The organism is Metabacillus sp. KH_069 (assembly GCF_057838075.1).
The window spans coordinates 2,613,127-2,632,890 of record NZ_CM174460.1; the positions used below are offsets into that span (position 1 = coordinate 2,613,127).

Below are 19,764 nucleotides of genomic sequence, written 5' to 3' on the forward strand. Positions count from 1 at the left end.
AGGAGAGCTGAATACATCGTTTCCAAAACACTTCATACCTGCGGCACGGTTACTCACTCTATTACATAATACTTTTTTTACTTATACCTTTATCGTTGCTTTGAATTTCATTTAAAAGGACATCTAATAGGTAAAATGCACAAACTTCACTGGCTGAACTGCTGTAATTTTGTATCTCATCAGCCGTTGGAACAAGTAGATGAATATCAGAAGCCTGGGATAAGGGAGAATCTTGTTGACTCGTAATCCCTATTGTTGCCGATCCGCACGTTTTGGCTGTTTCCATCATGTGGACGATATCCGAAGCATATCCGGATGTGCTTAGACCGACTACTACTGTTTCCCGGCTGAGTAAATGCGTAGACATTTCCATTTGATAGTGGTCTGAAAATGCGTCAGCTGCCATACCAAGTTTCATAAGCTTATATTTTAGTTGGTTAGCAACTAGTGACATTTCACCTGCGCCGTATAAATAGATTTTCTTAGCTGAAACTAATTGATTTTTAAATAAAAGAATATCTTCTACCTCATTCAGCGTATCAAACTTATTTAACATGCTCATATAGGCTAGTTTTACAGAAGTTAGGCTTGTGGTTTCTTTTTGTTCGTATAATCGAGTGCTCACAATAGATTCTTTAGCCAGTAATCGCAGCTGATTATAAGATCCGAACTCAAGTTTTTTACAAAATCGTGTAATTGTTGCCTCTGATAAATTTAATTGTCGTGACATTTCTGAAATTGTTTTATTTGGGACGCTTTCTAAATTTAAGATGATAAACTTTGCAATTGTTTTTTCTCTCTTTGTTAACTTATGCGTATTTGATTCGATAATCGTTGTTATACTTTTTAGAGGCTGTAACGATTCTTGGAGCAAAAAATGCCGAAGAGCCCCAATCATACCGGCGTTATTAAGATTTCTCGCAATTTCAATTTTCACTTTGTCTAATACAGCAGGCATAATGTCTTTTTGCAGCTGTTTCATAATCAGCGGATAAAGATACTCTTTTTGTGCTGTAATCCCACCACCAATAATAATCATTTCTGGATTCATCATATAAGCAATCGTTGAAATTCCTTTGGAAAGATAGTAAACAAGACGATTAATTTCTTGAATGCAAATCTCATCATCTTTCTGGGCAAGTTCAAAAATTTCTTTTCCATTGATTTCACTTTCAGTAATTCCTTTGCGTTTCGCAACATTTCTCACTAAAATCCTTGTAGACGCTAATTCTTGAAATTGGCTTCCTTCAACTGGAATGTAACCGATTTCCCCTGCACTAAAGCTGTGCCCAGTTTGTAATTTATTGTCTATGATATAACTGCCGCCGATACCGGTGCCAACTGTAAGACAGAATAAACTTTTTGCATCCTTGCCGGTTCCAATCCAAGACTCTGCCAACCCAGCGCAGTTTACATCATTCTCCACCTCAACCGGTAATTGAAAAAAGGTTTCTAACTCATTCTTTAATGGAGTACCCGTGTAATTTGGAATAAAAGAAGAGGCATATAAAATAACACCTTTATTGGAATCAACTTGCCCCGCAGAGCTGATGCAGACACCGCTGATCTTATGTTCTTTCATTAGTTTTTTGCCGAAGGCTTTGACCTTCTCTACAATGGCAGGCCCGCCCAGATGTGCTTCTGCCGGGCATTCATGCTTTTCGATAAATGTTCCTTCTTCAGTTAGCACACCATATTTGAGGACTGTTCCCCCAATATCAAATGCTAAAAATTTCCTCATTAATTTCACCTTCATTTCCAGGAATGAGCACTCTTATACGCTTTACTGCTCTTTCCTTTTCACGCGAATCGTTTTTATTTGTTTAGGCTTAAAAGAAATAGTTGTATGTGATGCTGCAGTGTATTCCTCCTGGAGCTCCCCGGAAAAATTCACTTCATATATGTTAGTTGGTTCAAATCCAAGATCTAATTGCGTACTTTGTTGTTCCGAAGATGGATTGAACATTCGAATATCAAATGAATTCTTTTCTTTCTGAGTGAATGATGAAAATACAATAGTTGATGAAGATTGTTTAAACAACTTCTGCTCATCTTTCAAAAGATAAGACTGCTGACATAGAATTTGCTGACGCATCACCTTAGCATGATTTAATGATTGATGTTCTTTCCCCAACACTAAGCCATATTCAAATTCGTATGTCCCTAGACACTGCGCTCCCGGCGTTTCAAAACCAGGTCCTGCACCGTTGCCGCGAGTCCGCAAATCCCGTCTTGATAACCACCCGACACTTCTGACCATCGTTAGGCAAAGATAATCATTTCCTCTCAAATGGTCTACTTCATATTCTTGTAAGCCCCGATGCACAAGTTGATGATTTTCTGTAATGACAGTCGAATATGTTGGGTATTGATTCATGAGTGCTTCCTTATTTCTAGGGACATCCCAAATCTTTTCTCTGATTGTTTCCCGTTTTATTAAATCAAAAGCTGTATCCCCATAGCTTATACTCGCTTCAGGTGTTGCAAATCCAATTCGAAGCTTTTGATCCTTTGCATGATTATGAATTTTGGTTTTAAATGAAATAAGCCGTCTTCCGTGATGAAGTGTTATTGTTGTCGTTATCTTATTTACAACGTATTTACTGCTTGGACCCGATCGATCTTCATTCAAAGAAGCTGGCAGCTTCATATCATAATGTAACGTCATGGATTGAAATGTTCTTCCTTTTACAACATCGGTAGCATCTTTTAATACCGCAAAGCTATATTGATCATTCACTGGAGGGGAGTAGTTATACGTATCTCCTGCGTCTAACGAAGAGAAAAATAGGTGCTGCTTTGGGTAGAACGTATTCAATTTTATATCCGTAATGATTAATCCTTGTCCATCACATTGTATTTTATAAAATTCATTTTGGATACACGCTCCATTAACACTTTTTATTACTTTGGCTTCAGTCTTCACTCGGTCAATCCGGATCCTTTTTGTCTCGACTCCATCAAAAGGCAAAGTGAACGAGACGTCATAGACTGCGTATTCAGCATAATAAGGTTCAGCTAAAATATGTCGTAAAAATTCTTCGCGCTTTTCTTTTCTTACTACATCAAGCGTTATTTCTTCATTATTGCAAACGAGCTTTATCCCGCCTAAATCAAGGGCTGCTGGAATGCGAATCTGAGTCGTTACAGGATACAGACCTTTAAGGGGTGTGTTATTTATTAGGTATAGATAAAGGTTTTCTTTCTTATCATCCAGGTATTCAAAGGGATACTCTTTATCTAATGTGTCTTTTGAAAATTGTTGGATGGCACTCAATGCTTTTTGTGTTCTCGTTTCCATTTCATGATGAACTGCATCCACACTGCAGCCACAAATACTATCATGTGGCTGGTTTTGTAAAATGAGTTTCCAGACATACTCAATAAATTCCTCTGAATTTGTATTCCCATTTGTCCAAGCGTTTAGTGCTTCCATCGTACCTATGGCTTGATCTTCACACATTTGATTTTGATTTTTAAGATAAGTTCGCGTTGAATATACACCAGGTAAAATAAAAATTTTGGAAGAATCACGTTGCTCCCCTACTATACTTTCTGGTGGTTCTTTTCCAGTAAATTGCAGGACATAATGGGACATTAACGATTGCTTAAATGTAATATTATTAAATTGGGCATTCAGTTCCTCAATTCGTTTATCTAACCCTGAGCAAGTAAACGTGTGATCTGCTCCGTTCATGACAAGAGCATTTCCATACTTTAGATAGGGAGAATTGCTCTCTAAATACGTTTTTGTCTTCTCTACATAATCATCGTGTTTTAAAAAAGTCTGATAGTACCCTTCAAATAGCGGAAGAACGAATGTAAACACTTTACTTCCATCTGCACCTTCCCACATATTTTCAAATGTATTTGAAACTGCTCCTCGCCAGACAATAGCGGAGCCTATATTGTATCCTTGAAAAATTTGAGGCATTTGACTATTATGTCCAAATGTGTCAGGCAAGTAGCCAATATTATAGGCAGATCCATAGGCTTTCGCTTTATTGATGCCAATTTCTAAGTTTTTTAGAATTGATTCACCAGAAACGAGAAACTCATCGGCCAGTAAATACCATGGTCCAACTTCTATCTTCCCTTCCTTAATAAAAGTCACGAGCCGCTCATATTCCTCTTTACTCACAATCTCTTGATAGTCCTCTAATACAATTGTCTGTCCATCAAGGAAAAAATTATCAAGTTCTCCTGTATCCAGTAATTTCTGGACAAAACGAAGTCCGTTTCGTAATTTATAACGGAATTCCTCGAATGTTTCATACCATTCACGATCCCAGTGAGTATGATTTAATACATGTACTTCTTTAATGTTGTTCATAAATTATTCCTCCATTGAAGCCAACCGTTGCTTAAAATGGGAACCATCAATTTTATTTAGGTCTATCTTATGTTTAATTGAATATGAACAGGCAATTCCCGCAGCTTGGGCCATATCCCTTACCGTCGGCTGGATACGCAATGACGCTTGCATCAGAAATGTACTTGAAATATGACGTCCGACAACAATCATGTTACTCACTTCATGCGTAATCAGTGACCTGTATGGAATCTCATAAAATTCACCCCGGGACAATCTGGCTTCTTCAATATTTTCTTTGCTTACGCTATGTACATCAATATACCAATCCCCACGTGCAATCCCGTCATCAAATCGTGCACGAGCAACATAGTCATTTTCTGTTAATACATACTGCCCAACAATTCGGTACGATTCGCGAATGCCGAGCTGCGTTGCTTCCTTTAAAAGATAAGAATGGTTAAATCCTGGAACGTATTTAGGCAGGAAGTTAGCTAATCTTCGTATCATTTCTCGTCCCTTTATGACCGCTTTAGAACGAAGAACTGGGTCAGTTGTGTGATTTATGCCGGGAATATGCGGGCAATTAAAGGACATGACACTTGGTTTTCCAGGTTGTGTAAATGCCTGGAAATAACGTAAATCTTCTTCTGCTAAATCGCCATTTTCCAGTCCTTTTTGAAAAAGTGATTCTAGTACATGACCTTTTCCTGGCACCATAGCAATCTCAAAGAACGCAGGATTTTTAATTGTACAAAACGTTTCATTTTGCGACAGGATAAATTCACGTAAAGCTGTTATATCGATACCACCCATCTCGAATCGAAACGATATTTGCTGGTTTTCACCGTCTTTGTTTCCGGATTCTACCCGAACACCGGCCGTTCTTGAAAGGACGGCATCAGCTGTCGCATCAACAAATGTTTTTCCTTCGATGGCTGCTAACCCGTTGCACGTATTTACGATAATATGAGTGATTCGACTCTCATCTTTTATACAATCTACATAATTAGCATCATATAAAATATGTCCGCCACGCTCGATAATGAGCTGCTCTAATACATAGCTTAATGTTTCAACGTTGAACCAGCTGCATGTCGTCGTCCCGTCATTTGTTTCGATTTGTTCCCTGTGCAGGCGTTCAATGATTAAGTGATTCACACGCTGTCCTTTAACATAGGTCGGCATCATAGGAGAAACCAATGCATTTGTTTGAGTGCCCCCTAAAGAAATCGTTTTCTCTATAACAAGTGTTTTAATGCCTTCTTCTAAAGCAGCAATTGCAGTAGCTGCTCCGCCTGTTCCTCCGCCTACTACAACACAATCAGCATCTAAAATAATCGGTATTCTCCGACCGAAAAAAGAGACTGTACTCATTATCATCCACCTCTTGGTCCCGTGGTTTTCTTTTAAACAGCTTACCTATCAATCTGATTAACCTTTTACAGCACCGTCTGTTGCACCGGAAATAAAATACTTTTGCAGCCATATAAAAATGAGCAGTGTAGGAATGGTCGTTAGAATGGACGCTGCACTGATTAATTTCAAATTAGAACCATCAAAATTTTGAGAGAGCTGGGCTAACCCTATCGACAATGTATACATGCTGCTTTCTGTTGAGTTTAACAAAGGCCATAAATAGTCACCCCATGTACCCATGAAAGTGAAGATGGCAAGTGTTACAAGTGTTGGTTTCACAAGTGGCAACGCCACTAGGTACCATACTTTAAGTTTATTTGCCCCATCAAGATACGCTGATTCTTCAAGCTCTTTTGGAATTCTTAAAAAGGCTTGACGCATTAAGAAGATGCCAAATGCCGTTGATACTTGCATGACGACTAATCCTAGATGCGTATTTTGTAAGCCAAGCTCGCCAGCTAGTTGGAACAGAGGTGCCATGTACAGCTGAAAAGGAACCATCATCGTTGAAATGATTAACGCCAAAACAACACTTCTCCCTTTGAAATCCATACGTGCCAACGGATACGCGGCTAAACTGCAAAACAATAAATTTAAAGGTATGGCAATCGCTGTAACCACCGCGGTATTTAAGAAATATGTGCCGAAATTCGCTTTGTCAAAAGCTGTTACAAAATTAGTAAAAGTAGGACTGGCTGGAAGCAAGCTGCTGTAGATCCCTTCACTTGCTGATTTTAGTGCCATGAACAGGGTAACTAAAAATGGTCCCACAGTGAGTATTGTAATCAGGATCATTAAAGCATAGAGCCACAATTTTTGACTGATCTGCTTCGATTTCATTATGTTCTCCCCTATCTGTTTATGCTCGCAAATCATCTTCGCGCTTACTGGATAACTTCATTTGAAGTAAAGATGCTCCAATAGCGAGGAGCAAAAGTACTAAACCTGCTGCAGAAGCGATACTGACATCCAGATTCATAAACTTGTCGTAAATATACATAACAAGTGTAGTCGTAGCACCAGAAGGTCCGCCCCCTGTTGTTAAGGCAATTTCTTCAAACACTTTCATGCCGGCAATAATTGTCATGACAGAAACCAATGTTACAGAAGGCGCCAACATGGGAACTGTAATGTTCCTGAACTGCTGGAATAATGAAGCACCGTCAATGCTGGATGACTCATAGACATCCTTTGGAATTGACTGCAGTCCAGCCAAATAAATGATCATATAATAACCGAGCCCTTTCCAAACAGTAATCATGGCAACTGCAAATAAGGCTGTGGATGATTGAACGAGCAAATTGGTAGGAGAATCAAAAAGGCCAAGTTTGACCAGTAATTCTGATATTAATCCGCTTTGAGAGTACAGCATTTTCCACATTAATGCAGCCACAACCATTGGTGTGATAACTGGCAGATAATAGAGGATGCGGAAAGTAGACACACCTCTGATCTTTTGGTTCACTAGTACTGCTAAGATCATTGGTAAAAAGACATTCAATGGCAACACGATAATTAAAAAAATGAACGTATTTAATACGGACATCCAAAAATCCTGGTCTGTAAATATCTCTTTAAAGTTACTTAAGCCAACAAATTCACCCGTACCCGCAATGATTTTATAGTCTAGTAAACTCCATTGAAAAGCTTCTAGGATTGGGATGATGAGAAATGTACCCAAAATCAATATGGATGGTAGTAAAAACAGCCAAGGTGTTACATTTCGCATACTTAATCTATGTTTCTTTTTCATCGTAACTTTCACTTTTGAATTCGGTAGTACAACAGGTCCCCTGCTCATGTGCCTCTCTCCATTCAAAAAAATAGAGGATAGCTTTTGGTTCAAGCTATCCTCTTTTCCATTCATTAGAATGTCACTTTCTCACCTGATTTTTCAAATGCTTTGTTCCACTCTGATGAGAGTTGCTTTACTGCTTCCTCAGGTGTCAGCTTCCCTTGTAGGTTCTTAACAAAAATATTCTTTGTGGATTCACGTAATTCAGCACTGTTCTCTGTTGGGGGAATCAATACCTCTGCACGCTCTAAAGATTTAGAGGCCTCTAACATCCCCAGTGCCTTTGGCGAATCTCCAGGATTTTTGAAGTAGTCATCTTCCAAAGATTCCTTTGTAGCAGGTAATACTGTTCCTGCTGTCTTCGCAAATTCTAGTTGATTCTCTGCATTTGTTACAAATTCAGCAAGTGCAACAGCTGCTTCTTTGTTTTTTGTTTTTGCTGGTACTGCAAAGTTCATAACGGCAACGTTTACTGGAGCTTCTGATGATTCTAAAGGCTGACCTGCCTTAGAAGCTTTATATATATCAGGAGCACCCGATTCTATTGGTCCCAAGAAAGTAACTCCGCCTTCCAAGAAAGAAGTGTTTCCAGCCATAAACAATTCCTGACCCGTTTTTAATGATCCTTCTGCTGTCTCCTGAGGAATGATACCTTCCTTATACATCTTCTGAGTAAATGTGAAATAATCAAGGATGTCTTTATTCGTTTCAAAAGCTGCCTTTCCGTCTTTTACAAGTGGTTCTCCGTTTGATAAGGAGACCATTTTCTCCATAATAGTGTTTCCGTCATTGATTACTGGATAGTAGGAAGGCTTACCTGTCTTTTCTGTTACAGCTTTTGCAGTATTGTATATGCCCTCAGTAGTAGTAGGCAACTCACTGACACCTGCTTGTTCGAAATGATCACCATTATACCAAGATACGGTTGTTGTTAAATACCAAGGCATTGCATACAATTTATCTTCATATATACCAGACTTGTATGGCCCTTCTACAAAAGAGTTTTTCGTTTCGTCACTCACCATATCTGTTAAGTCTAATAGTCCACCCTGTGCTGCGATATTGGACATATAGTGTGGATTTAAGTTAACCACATCAGGTACATCACTGCCTGTAAGGGATGTCAGTACCTTTTGTTCCATTTCATTTTGTGGAATGTCTTCAATGACAACATCTACATCAGGATGCAGTTTTTCAAAGTTTTTCTCTAGTTTGTCAAAATATGTATCAAATGGTTCTCCTGCTAAAGATGCAGTCCAAAGTGTTACTTCCCCTGATAACTCTCCAGAATTTGATGCTTTCGAGCTGTTTGCCTCTTCCTTACTGCATGCTGCCATTATGCTCACTGAAAGAGCTGTTGCCATCGTGCCGGCTATTAACCTTTTTGTTCGTTTTCCCATTACTTCATCCCCCTTTGAAACTATTGGTAAGCGTTTTCTAATTTTTATAATACTAGGGCTATCATCGTATTACAAGAATTATTGAAATTATTTTTGTTTTTAATTTATTTATGAAAATTATTTTCATTTTACTTCTTTTTATATTTGATATATCCATTCAGAATGAGCTGATTCTGCTTTTATTCTCTTTATATCAGTACCATTAAATAAATTGACATTAGTTTAATCTATAAAGATGTTTACATCATAAGGCTATAAACGTATTAACATCACTATTTCTTAACGCTGAAATAATAATGAAAATAATTTTCAAAATTTATATCATTTTAAAAATTAATTTAAAAATGGTTGTGGAAAATGATAAATACGTTTATAGTGTTTTTGAAAACGTTTTCTGAAAATTGTATTAATTTAGGTGAAGCTTTGCAGAGTTTTAACTAGTGATCACTTTTAAGTCAGTGTCTCAATGAAACAAGTACATTAATTGAAAAGGAGAACAAAGTATGCAAAAAAAGATGAGAGTAATTAGCAGCTCAATCCTCGCTTCAACCCTAGTATTATCTTCTTTTGGTATGGTAGGTAAAGCTTCTGTCAAAGAAAACAGCATATCAGTTGATGTTCTAACCGTTAAGGATCAATCAGGTGATCACATGACCGTAGGTGGAATCAACCAACTAGCAAATGAAAACAAGTTAGTCCTTTTTAATGACACTTTCAGCTATTACACAGAAACTAAGAAAGGCAGTAAAGAGATTATTTTAGATAAAATTGGACTTAATACATATCAGGTTCAAAAACATACCGATGGTGACAGTCCGATTCCTCTAAATGGCATTGTTCTTTCTACAGGAGCTAAGACTACAGCTGAGGTTGAAACCTTTTTAATGCAATTAGAAACTGGAGAAACAGTGACCTTATTAGAACCAGTTGAAAAGAAGGAAGAGAAATTGGCTAACGCAATTAATCCTACAGCAGAATCTAATCCAGCTGGTGCCCCGTTTGATGGCTTTAGAGGACCCGATCAGTTGATTGTATATAATCGTTCTTTTGGAGAAACGACTAAAACCAATGCATATGGTTATGAAATTACCGTTGAGGATGGATTTGTTACAAAATTGGGAGGCGGCGGATCTCAAATTCCGGAAAATGGTTATGTGGTGAGTGGTCATGGAATAGCTGCTAAGTGGCTTTCCTCACATTCTATTATAGGGGCAAAGGTTACAGTAGATGGAGAAGGTACGGTAAGAATTATTCAAGATGTTGATAGTTTTGCATATCAGGGCGAGCAAGCAATTCACCAAGCCAGAACATCGATAGAGAAAGCCAAAGCTAATTATTTAGACGTATCATTGGAACAAGCTGAAATTTCCATATACAAGGCTCAAAAACGATTAAATGAAGCAGAGGCATTAAAGGAAAAAGATCCGGTTCTAGCACTTGATGTCACCCGGCAGGCAACCCAGCTGGCATATGACGCTTATTATTATTCATTGCCATCACACGTAGCAGAGCAACGTGCCATTTGGTATCGCCCTGAAGAAACAAATCTCGAGGGTGTCAAACAAGTCCTGGACAGGATGGAAGAGGCTGGTTTTAATTCGGTCTACCTTGAAACTACATTCCATGGCTATACAATTTATCCAAGTAAAATAATGGAGCAGTATGGCCTGCCAGCCCAACATCCAAGATTTGAAAATGGTGAGTACGGACCGTATGGTAAAGATTTGCTGGATGCATATGTAAAAGAAGGAAAAAAGCGCGGACTTACGGTGCAAGCATGGACAGATGGATTTATGGTTGGTGAAAGCAGTTTAGGAACTCCTTCGCAATTTAAAATCTACCCGGAATGGGCAGCCACGCAGCGCCAAAACACAACAGGCAAACCAGTTCCGGATTCATCAAGCAAATATTATTGGTTAGACATTGCACAGCCTGACGTACAAAAATTCATGTTGGATATCTACAAAGAAATGCAGATGAACTACGGCATAAAAGGACTTAATATCGATTATATGCGCTATCCGCATCATGACTTTGAGAAAAGCTATGGTTTTAGCAGCAAAACTCGAACTCTTTATAAGGAAGAGACTGGTATTGATCCTTATACCCTAAATCCATCAACAACCCCGGAAGAATGGGAAAAATGGACAACTTGGATTCGTGTAAAAGAAAATGAGTTCGTAGAGAAACTACATGACCAATCAAAAGCAATTAACGTAAAGTTTATGATGACAGCAACTCCAGAACCAGGTCCAGAAGCCGTGTTGATCAGTGACTGGAAAGACGATATAGATGGAGTAATTCCTCAAGCATATGGTCACGATTTTAATAGTATACAAAAAACAGTTCAAGACAGCAAAAAGCTTATGCCTGATGGAACAATGTACTATACAGGGATTTATTCCTTCTACCATCACCTTAGTGAAATGGCAAGTGTTAACGATGTTATATCCGCAAAACATGGAACATCTGGCGTAAACATGTTTGCTTTTGGGCAGGCAAGTGCCCCTTCAGTGGATGCTTTAGGCAAGGGCCCATGGCGTGAAAAAGCAGTGAATCCTGGAGAAGAACCTATTAAGGCTTCTTATGCCGTATTAAGAGAAATAGAAACACAAATCAGTGAAATTTATATTGAACAAGGGGCCATTTATAAGAAAGAAGGAAAGGACCTAAAACAGTCCATTAATGAATTAAATAACATACTTAAAAGAAATCCGACTCAAATGGAAAAAGAAATTAATTCTGTTCTACAGGAAGTTGATAACTTAATAGAGAAAAACAGGCTCGAGAGTATTGTTGGCGAAAGGATGAAAGAACAACTTGCAGAAGTAAAGGGATGGGTTGATTATTCTTTAAATCATCAAAAAAAGTAACCAGGATATACAGTTTAGCACCGGAAATAACATTAGGATTAGACACTAAAAAGCACCGCTATTAGCGGTGTTTTTTCATACAAAAAAAGTCCATTGGTTTGAAATGGAAGGGTTTGTTACCTAGGTTTTATCTGAAACAACTTTTTTCCCGCCAAACCAACCAATTAGGGCAATACCGATTAATATTCCATAGAAAATCAGAGTCCATGCAGTACTATGGGGAAAATCATGATCTAAGACACCAATATCCTCATGGGCAAGGGTAATGACAGCAAGTTTGACACCGACCCAAGCAACAATGGCATATGCTGTTGTCTCCAATGCTGGTCGTTTTGCAAGAAGTTGCACAAACCACGTTGCTGCAAACTTAATCAAGATTAGACCAGCAATACCGCCGAGAACTACAACAATAAACTGCCCTCCATCCATACCGCCGAAGTCGCCAAGCGGTGAATCTGGAAGTCCAAGGGCAATAGCGACCGCAGCTAGTATTGAATCGACTGCAAAAGCGAGGTCAGCAAGCGCAATCTTCCCTACTGTCGGCCAGAAACCTTTTCCAGCGGCTTCGTTTTCAGTGTCCTTATGAATGTTCTCATTCTTTTTCCCGAAACGAGCCTGAATAACATGCTTTAAGCCTAAGTAAAGAAGATAAGCTGCTCCTATCGCCTGTATCTGCCAGACGTTTGCAATAAAAGAAATGGCAAAAAGCGCAGCAAACCGAAAAATGAAAGCCATAATGATACCATAATTTATAGCTTTTCTTTTCTCATTTTCGGGTAAATGCTTGGCTATAACTGCTAGGACAAGAGCATTGTCAGCTGATAACAATCCTTCTAATCCAATTAGAATTAACAATGCCCATGCATACTCTATCCATAGTGAGTCCATCAACTTATCCCCCCATTTAAAACCAATATGTAGGTACACTAATATTAGAATATCCTATTTTGGCATTGATAATTCTATCGAAAATACCCTTTTATGACTTTGATGGTAATTCTCTTCCTCTATTTGAAACCGGACAACTTCATGCACATAGACGTGGATAAATGATTCCTGACAACTCAGCCCCGTTAAATTCATCATTTCTGAGCTTTTATTCAACAAAGTCACACTTTCTTAATTCAGCTTTCGTCCGTCTTGAATACCGTCCAAAGCAAGGAATCAGGGTATACAGCACGTTTTGATGAATAGCTGCCTCTTTGGCTACCTTTATTTCATGCTTGTACCTTTTGAAGGAAGATTTCTATAATCTGTACATGTTTAAAAATACATCATTTCATCAGTCTAATACACGCACAGTCATATGCCTTGTTATAGCATGAACTTCAAGCAATTCTTCCACAACATAATCAGCGTGGGCTAATTCTTCTTCCTGAGCAAAATCAAACTTACACCCTATTGAAACGAATTGATTATCTTTTGCAGCCATTATGTCTGAGAGTCTGTCACCCACAACGAAACCCTCTTTAATTTGATGCTTTTCAGCAATAAGTTTAACTAAATCAGACTTGTTTTGTGACTGAATCTGCTGAATGCTGAAGGTTTCCGTAATCCATTCTTGTAGTCCATAATGCCGGACAATAGCCTCCAAATACTCTGTTTGTCCATTACTTGCGATAAAAAGATGATGATGATCAGATTTCAGGTTTTGGAAAAGCGTTTGAACGTTAGGATACAGAACGCCTCTGCCAGCTTCAATTGCAAGGATCAGCTGTTCATGAAAATCCTCATTGGCAAGCATTCTCTCTTCCAGAGTATGATGCGGCAATAGGGTTTCCCAGACCACCGGAAGCGGCACTCCCATAATCTTTCTGTACACTTCAATCGGTGTTTCTTTATTCCATTTCTTTTGATCCCTTAACAGCTGGAATGTTTCATTAAGCGACCATTCCAGGATTTTGTCTGTCTGAAAAAGGGTTCCATCCATGTCAAAAATAACGGCTGAAGACATCACACACACTCCTGCTCTTAATCTTAATTGTATTAAATTCATAATCACTAATTCTTAACTCTTTATATTCTGAACAAATGATAGAATTGTTCCTTTATTTTCTCATTTAATAGTGTCGGAGAAAAGGCTAACAATAGGGAGTAGTTTTTTACTTTTGCTAGAAAGAGAAAGCGCACAATGTTTAAGATAGATACAAAAATGCTAACCATCAAATTGATGATTAGCATTTAAGGGAATTTAATTCAATTGCGATAAAACTATTAATATTTTTTAGCTCCTAAGTATCTGTCAGACCAATAGGAATTGTTCATTGAAGTAATAGTTACACCTTTAGAGGAAGAACTATGAATGAATTGATTATTCCCTATATATATACCTGCATGAGAAGCGCCTGTCTTATATGTCTCAAAGAATACTAAATCTCCTGCCTTGGGCGATGAAACTTTTACTCCCTGCTTATAAATATCAGCTACTGTTCTAGGAAGCTTTTTACCTGTGCTTTCTTTTACAACATAATTTAAGTAACCGCTGCAATCAAACCCTTTTGGAGACATTCCGCCCCATTTATAGGGTACGTTTAAATATTTTTTTGCAGTAGTTGAGATATTGGCCTTATTCTGTACAGTTGGCTTACTTGCTTGTTTCCCTAGAGCTTTAAATGTATTTTTGCCTGCAATTCCATCTGCTTTTAATCCTTTGGCTTTTTGGAACTTCATAACTGCGTTTTTTGTAATAGGACCAAAATATGTAGTTGTTGATTTATTAGTAAAGTAACCCTTGTTTTTCAATGTTTGTTGCAATTGTTTTACATCCGAATGTGACATCCCGCTTTTTAACGTTTGATCTCCCAGTGCAGCACTGCCAACAATTGGACTGCTTAATAACGCGCCTGTTAAGACAAACGATGCAATTAGTTTTTTCATTTTTTACCCCCGTATTACTAAATTACTATTTTCTTAATACTATCATTGTTATGTAACAGCAATGTTTGATTTATATTTCATTTATTTTACAAAATAGTACAAAATATGTTCAGATTATACAGCATTCGCTATTTTTGGAACTATAATTAAGCGTAAAAAGAACTCTCTGGATATCCGGAGAGTTCTTTTTACCTCGTGTCTTTCGTAAGGGCTGTTTTCGATTATATATGTTGTCCGTTTCTTTCCGCTCCAGGAACTTGCTTTCCGCGGGGAGCATGGGAGCCTCCTCGGCGTTGCCTGCGGGGTCTCCCAATTTGCTCTATTTCCCGCAGGAGTCAAGTTCCTTCCGCTACAATCCACTCATATTTTAAACATTTAGTCTAAAAGCAACAAAGTTTATGAAAAGAGCTTTCATAAAACAGCCTTTAGATAAAACGTGCTGTAATCATGCCTTCAATCAAGTTGATTTTTTCCTCCAAAAGGGGAATGATATTGTTCGTTACATTCGTATCAATGTCAATCATTGTATAGGCATAATCACCGCGGCTTCTGTTCACCATATCTGCGATGTTTAAATCATAGCTTGAGATGGCTGATGTAATCTTTCCAACCATGCCGGGAACGTTTTGATGGAAAGCTGCCACTCGCTGCTTACCTGAATATGGAAGGCAGGCATTTGGAAAATTCACAGAGTTTTTAATGTTTCCTGTCTGCAGGAAATCCCTTATCTGGCGCCCCGCCATAATTGCACAATTTTCCTCAGATTCTTTTGTTGAGGCCCCAATATGTGGTGTACACACAGTATTTTTCATTTTTAATACATTTTCATTTGGAAAGTCTGTAATATATTGACCCACTATGCCGGATTCAAGTGCAGCTTCCATATCCGTTTCATTCACAAGTTCCCCCCGTGAGAAATTCAAAATATGTACACCTGGTTTCATCATGCTGAATGTTGCTTGGTTAAACATTCCCCTTGTGTCATCAGTTAATGGCGTGTGTACTGTAATATAATCAGCGCTTGCAAACAGCTCCTCAATGGTTAACGCACGTTGAACATTACGTGATAAATTCCAGGCTGTATCAACAGAGATAAATGGGTCAAAGCCAATCACATCCATGTCTAAAGCAATCGCATCATTCGCTACAAGTGCACCGATTGCACCTAATCCTATGACACCAAGAGTCTTACCCTTAATTTCTTTTCCTGCAAATTGTTTTTTTCCTGCTTCCACAAGCTGTGGAACTTGTTCTCCTTCGCCTTCTAAGGTCTTTGTCCATGAAACACCGGCAAATAGGTTGCGTGATGAAGCCATTAATGATGCTAAAACCATTTCTTTTACAGCATTAGCATTAGCACCAGGGGTATTAAAAACCACTATTCCCTGCTCTGTACATTTATCGACAGGAATATTATTGACACCTGCACCGGCTCTGGCGATCGCTTTTAATTGATGACCGAATTCCATTGAATGCATATTAAAGCTGCGAACCATAATGGCATCAGGATTTTCACAATCATTATCGACCATAAATGTATCCTTTTGAAATACATTTAAACCGCCTTCTGCAATATTATTTAATGTTTTAATTTTTTTTACTGTGTCTAATGTAATTGTGCTCATATTTTTCTCCTTTTTTTATCATAGTTTTTTAATAAACAGAAAGAGGCAAGGGATAAATCCCTTACCTCTGCCCAGGCGAACGGCTGCGACACTATGTGCTCCCCCGCGGTAATCCGCGTTTCGCCAGTTACACATAGTCTTTTGATTTCTTCCATTCTATCAATTTCTTAACCAGCCTTCAACCGAAAAATGTTTTTATTTATAATTTTCTAATAAAAATGTCTATCTAAACATTTAATAATTCTCTATAAAAACACGGGTGGATTGCCCTTTTAATATGGAACTTCCACTGTAAAAGTCATCCAGCCCTCATCAAATGCTGCTCCTATCGAACCGCCGTGCAGTTCAACAATTCTTTTAGCGATAGCAAGGCCGAGTCCAGTCCCGCCATCTTCTTTTCTTGCCTGATCTGCCCGGTAGAAACGGTCAAATAATTTATCAAGATCCTGTGCAGGTGCTTCTATGACTTGATTAGAAATGGAAAACAGAACACGATTTTCTTTTGACTTCAGACAAATTTTAATCGTCGAAGGTTTTAAACTGTACTTTGAAGCATTTGACATCAGGTTGTCGAAGACCCGAATCATTTTTTCTACATCCATCCGGACTGGAAGAGTTTCTTCATAAATGGTTTTCTCCACTTGAAGTCCTTCCGTTTCCAATATCGGGATATATTCTCCGACAAATTGGTCAATGACACTTGTTAAATCGACCTCATCGATCTTGATTTGAATATCGGGACTTGTTAATTTGTTGAATGTGAACAGTTCATCGATCAAATGTTTTAAATTTTGTGACTTCGCATGAATGGTCTCTATATACGTGCTTAGGTCAAAATCACTTAATCTTTCCCTGTGCCGCAGCAGTTCAATATAGCCGATAATTGAAGTTAATGGCGTTCTGAGATCGTGAGAAATACTCGTTATTAAATCGTTTTTAGTTCGTTCGATTTCTCTTTCATGGAGAAATTTCGTTTGCAGCTCTTTTGACATCCGATTGATGTTTTTGCCTAAATCAGAGAGCTCATCTTTCCCTTTTACCTCAATGGCATAACCCAGGTTCCCGTTAGCAATGCTTTGGACTCCTTCAGTAATGGAATTTAGATAGGCGATTTTTTTTCTGATTAAAAGCCAGAAGCATACAATAAAAAGTAAGATGGTGATTGTGAAGGTAATGAAAATCAACAGATTGTACTGAAGGATGCTCATCTCTTCGATCGGTTCAACGATGATGTACCTTACTAAAAGATTTGAGAAAACAGATAAAGAGACAAGTGTGAGTAAAAAACTGACGGCGATGGCAAAAAGCAGCTTTACACTCAGCCTGTTCCAAAAATTGTTCATATCTTGTACCCGACTCCCCATACCGTTTTTATGTATAATGGGCGTTTAGGATCTTCTTCTATTTTTTCTCTGATCTTCGTAATATGCACCATTACCGTGTTATCGGACTTGAAAAAATCCTGCTTCCAGACGGATTCATAGATTTTTCTAACGTTCATCACATTTCCTTTATTTACGGCAAGCAGGGTCAAGATATCAAATTCTTTTGGAGTCAGCCTCACTTCTTTTCCGCTGACATGCACCTGACAAGTATCTGTATTGATGACCAAATCTCCTATTTCAATGATTCGGCTGTCTTCCTCTGCCTTTTCATTGTATTTTCTATATCTTCTCAGCTGCGATTTTACTCTCGCCAGTAACTCCAGCGGGTTGAATGGCTTCGTCAGATAATCATCAGCTCCAGATGCCAGCCCTTGAATTTTATCCATATCCTCCGATTTGGCAGAAATCATAATAATCGGCATGTTTCTTTCTTCTCGGATCTTCATGCATGCTTCGATTCCGTTCATCTCAGGCATCATAATATCCAAAATGATAAGGTCAAACACTTCTTTATCCAGCATGTTAAGTGCTTCTATCGCATTATCTGCTTCATATGCGGTGATTCCTTCATTCTCAATATAAATAGAGATCAGTTTTCGTATCTCTTTATCATCATCAACTATTAAAATCTTTCCCGCCAAATTTATTCACTCTCCTTTATGCCATTGCTGCAGCTCAATACATAAGCCGGCGGTATATTCAGGTATTCTCTTTGGCAGCTCATTTCACTAAAGTACTGACCGATTAAATTCTTTTTTAAAAGACTGTATTGAAAGGTAATGAATGTTCCCTTATCTCCAAGGATTCGTCTGGTCTCATCCAGAATTGAGAGCGTATGATCCTTTGGCAGACTAGCAAAAGGTAGTCCGGAAACGATATAGTCTGCAGCAGGTATTTTATACTGATTCATGTATTTCCCCGTGTCTTCTGCCGATCCATGGATCACAATCAGGTTCTTTTCGTTTAAATACTTCTTTTTTAGCATGCTGCAAAACGCTGCATTTTGTTCAATTAAAATGATCTGCGTTTCTTTTCTTCGCTTTTTAATTAATTTATCCGTAAAAATGCCCGTACCCGGCCCATATTCTATAATATAGTCAGCAGTTTGAAAATCAATATGTTCTGTCATCCGCTCCGCAAGCTTTGATGAACTCGGAAATAGAGCTCCCACCGATTTCGGTTTATTTATATATTGAAAGAAAAAAGCTATAGAATTCATTTTCATCACTCCGTGTTTATTGGTATGTTCTGATCATAAAGGTCAAATCTTAACATTTACCCGGAGAAATTCTTAAGAATCCTTAACAAAGTACCAAAGCGAGGAATCCGTCGTATACTTATTTTTCGCGCCTCATTTTCCATAATTCAGATAATTCTTTGAAACTTTAACCCGTTTTAAACGTACTACATTTAAAAAGGCGGTGGTGTTAAGTTGAAAAATAATAACAAAGTAAAGTCCTTATTTATATGTTTAATGTTGATCATGTCAGGTTTCACAGTAGCTGCTTGCTCTCAAAAAGAAGAGGAAAACCAGCATAAGACAGCAATTACCGAAGTTATTGAGCACCTTTTTACCGGGCCAGATGAGAAGTTTATTGATCTATTGCAGAATCCTAAATATCGGACTGTGGTGAATAATCAAGAAGAGAACCCAGAGTTGGATAAATATATAGCAGAAGTATACGGACCATACATGACAGATTCTTATCTCAATCCCTTTTTAAATACAATTGCGTCTCAATATTCATCTTTTGCTTACGAAAATGGATTTAAGTTAAGTCTTAATACTATTAAGATTAACCAAAGCGAGAATCATCCAACTCTTTATACCTTTATAGCAGAGGTCGGTTATCAGAAAAATGGAGATGAAGAAAAAACGGCAAACGTAGAAGGTGAAGTCCTCTTCTCTTCAAAAGACGAAGGGAAAATCGAGGGATTCCAGTACATAAATGACAATGGCTTAACGGATATTTTAAGAGCGGGCAATTGAACAATTTAATAAGCCAACTCAAAAAGGACCAAATTTGGTTCTTTTTGTGAATTTTAATAACAAATTTAAATTAGCCAGTTAAATAATA

The 19,764-nt window shown here is 38.1% G+C and carries 15 protein-coding genes and 1 riboswitch; of the genes, 2 read left to right on the forward strand and 13 right to left on the reverse strand.

The window, feature by feature from the left end; all coding sequences use genetic code 11:
* Positions 1-61 precede the first annotated feature (61 nt).
* From AC3ISE_RS12940 to AC3ISE_RS12965, 6 genes are all read right to left on the reverse strand, one after another.
* The gene (locus tag AC3ISE_RS12940; RefSeq protein WP_489221303.1) at positions 62-1,741 is read right to left on the reverse strand and encodes an ROK family protein; all 1,680 of its coding nucleotides are present in this window, start codon (positions 1,739-1,741) and stop codon (positions 62-64) included.
* A 42-nt stretch (positions 1,742-1,783) separates the two neighbouring features.
* Positions 1,784-4,333 (reverse strand): glycoside hydrolase family 38 N-terminal domain-containing protein, encoded by a 2,550-nt coding sequence (locus tag AC3ISE_RS12945; protein ID WP_489221304.1) that lies wholly within the window; start codon positions 4,331-4,333, stop codon positions 1,784-1,786.
* A 3-nt stretch (positions 4,334-4,336) separates the two neighbouring features.
* Positions 4,337-5,689, reverse strand: coding sequence for an FAD-dependent oxidoreductase (locus AC3ISE_RS12950; RefSeq protein WP_309194029.1), 1,353 nt, complete (start codon positions 5,687-5,689; stop codon positions 4,337-4,339).
* A 57-nt stretch (positions 5,690-5,746) separates the two neighbouring features.
* Positions 5,747-6,571, reverse strand: coding sequence for a carbohydrate ABC transporter permease (locus AC3ISE_RS12955; protein ID WP_489221305.1), 825 nt, complete (start codon positions 6,569-6,571; stop codon positions 5,747-5,749).
* Between the two features lie 19 nt (positions 6,572-6,590).
* On the reverse strand, positions 6,591-7,532 hold the full coding sequence (locus AC3ISE_RS12960; protein WP_133310966.1) for a carbohydrate ABC transporter permease: 942 nt from the start codon (positions 7,530-7,532) through the stop codon (positions 6,591-6,593).
* Between the two features lie 65 nt (positions 7,533-7,597).
* Positions 7,598-8,926: an ABC transporter substrate-binding protein gene (locus AC3ISE_RS12965; RefSeq protein WP_489221306.1), complete on the reverse strand. Its 1,329-nt coding sequence runs from the start codon at positions 8,924-8,926 to the stop codon at positions 7,598-7,600.
* Between the two features lie 503 nt (positions 8,927-9,429).
* Here AC3ISE_RS12965 and AC3ISE_RS12970 point away from each other — a divergent pair.
* Positions 9,430-11,799 carry a glycoside hydrolase family 10-like protein gene (locus tag AC3ISE_RS12970; protein ID WP_489221307.1) on the forward strand — a complete coding sequence of 790 codons (2,370 nt, stop codon included), beginning with the start codon at positions 9,430-9,432 and terminating at the stop codon, positions 11,797-11,799.
* A gap of 120 nt (positions 11,800-11,919) precedes the next feature.
* On the opposite strand, the gene AC3ISE_RS12975 is transcribed toward AC3ISE_RS12970, so the two are convergent.
* The 7 genes from AC3ISE_RS12975 to AC3ISE_RS13005 form a co-directional block, all read right to left on the reverse strand.
* Positions 11,920-12,687, reverse strand: a complete 768-nt coding sequence (locus AC3ISE_RS12975) for a TerC family protein (protein ID WP_489221308.1) — start codon at positions 12,685-12,687, stop codon at positions 11,920-11,922.
* 394 nt (positions 12,688-13,081) lie between these two features.
* A complete protein-coding gene (locus AC3ISE_RS12980) occupies positions 13,082-13,753 on the reverse strand; it encodes an HAD hydrolase-like protein (protein WP_489221309.1) in 672 nt (223 codons plus the stop codon).
* Positions 13,754-14,013: 260 nt separating this feature from the next.
* On the reverse strand, positions 14,014-14,676 hold the full coding sequence (locus tag AC3ISE_RS12985) for a C40 family peptidase (RefSeq protein WP_489221310.1): 663 nt from the start codon (positions 14,674-14,676) through the stop codon (positions 14,014-14,016).
* A 425-nt stretch (positions 14,677-15,101) separates the two neighbouring features.
* Positions 15,102-16,301 carry a phosphoglycerate dehydrogenase gene (locus AC3ISE_RS12990; protein WP_489221311.1) on the reverse strand — a complete coding sequence of 400 codons (1,200 nt, stop codon included), beginning with the start codon at positions 16,299-16,301 and terminating at the stop codon, positions 15,102-15,104.
* Positions 16,302-16,363: 62 nt separating this feature from the next.
* Positions 16,364-16,442: riboswitch (ZMP/ZTP riboswitch) on the reverse strand.
* Positions 16,443-16,573: 131 nt separating this feature from the next.
* Positions 16,574-17,644: a HAMP domain-containing sensor histidine kinase gene (locus tag AC3ISE_RS12995; RefSeq protein ID WP_489221312.1), complete on the reverse strand. Its 1,071-nt coding sequence runs from the start codon at positions 17,642-17,644 to the stop codon at positions 16,574-16,576.
* Positions 17,641-18,327 (reverse strand): response regulator transcription factor, encoded by a 687-nt coding sequence (locus AC3ISE_RS13000; protein ID WP_489221313.1) that lies wholly within the window; start codon positions 18,325-18,327, stop codon positions 17,641-17,643. Before AC3ISE_RS13000 ends, AC3ISE_RS12995 begins: the two co-directional genes overlap by 4 nt.
* Positions 18,328-18,329: 2 nt before the next feature.
* Positions 18,330-18,905: a class I SAM-dependent methyltransferase gene (locus tag AC3ISE_RS13005; RefSeq protein WP_489221314.1), complete on the reverse strand. Its 576-nt coding sequence runs from the start codon at positions 18,903-18,905 to the stop codon at positions 18,330-18,332.
* Between the two features lie 213 nt (positions 18,906-19,118).
* Between AC3ISE_RS13005 and AC3ISE_RS13010 the strand changes: the two genes are divergently transcribed.
* Positions 19,119-19,676, forward strand: coding sequence for a hypothetical protein (locus tag AC3ISE_RS13010; RefSeq protein WP_489221315.1), 558 nt, complete (start codon positions 19,119-19,121; stop codon positions 19,674-19,676).
* The last annotated feature ends 88 nt before the right edge of the window (positions 19,677-19,764 follow it).

Coding starts and splice junctions, on each gene's coding strand:
- AC3ISE_RS12940 (WP_489221303.1), bottom strand. CDS start 1,741: ATGAGGAAATTTTTAGCATTTGATATTGGGGGAACAGTCCTCAAATAT.
- AC3ISE_RS12945 (WP_489221304.1), bottom strand. CDS start 4,333: ATGAACAACATTAAAGAAGTACATGTATTAAATCATACTCACTGGGAT.
- AC3ISE_RS12950 (WP_309194029.1), bottom strand. CDS start 5,689: ATGAGTACAGTCTCTTTTTTCGGTCGGAGAATACCGATTATTTTAGAT.
- AC3ISE_RS12955 (WP_489221305.1), bottom strand. CDS start 6,571: ATGAAATCGAAGCAGATCAGTCAAAAATTGTGGCTCTATGCTTTAATG.
- AC3ISE_RS12960 (WP_133310966.1), bottom strand. CDS start 7,532: ATGAGCAGGGGACCTGTTGTACTACCGAATTCAAAAGTGAAAGTTACG.
- AC3ISE_RS12965 (WP_489221306.1), bottom strand. CDS start 8,926: ATGGGAAAACGAACAAAAAGGTTAATAGCCGGCACGATGGCAACAGCT.
- AC3ISE_RS12970 (WP_489221307.1), top strand. CDS start 9,430: ATGCAAAAAAAGATGAGAGTAATTAGCAGCTCAATCCTCGCTTCAACC.
- AC3ISE_RS12975 (WP_489221308.1), bottom strand. CDS start 12,687: ATGGACTCACTATGGATAGAGTATGCATGGGCATTGTTAATTCTAATT.
- AC3ISE_RS12980 (WP_489221309.1), bottom strand. CDS start 13,753: ATGTCTTCAGCCGTTATTTTTGACATGGATGGAACCCTTTTTCAGACA.
- AC3ISE_RS12985 (WP_489221310.1), bottom strand. CDS start 14,676: ATGAAAAAACTAATTGCATCGTTTGTCTTAACAGGCGCGTTATTAAGC.
- AC3ISE_RS12990 (WP_489221311.1), bottom strand. CDS start 16,301: ATGAGCACAATTACATTAGACACAGTAAAAAAAATTAAAACATTAAAT.
- AC3ISE_RS12995 (WP_489221312.1), bottom strand. CDS start 17,644: ATGAACAATTTTTGGAACAGGCTGAGTGTAAAGCTGCTTTTTGCCATC.
- AC3ISE_RS13005 (WP_489221314.1), bottom strand. CDS start 18,905: ATGAATTCTATAGCTTTTTTCTTTCAATATATAAATAAACCGAAATCG.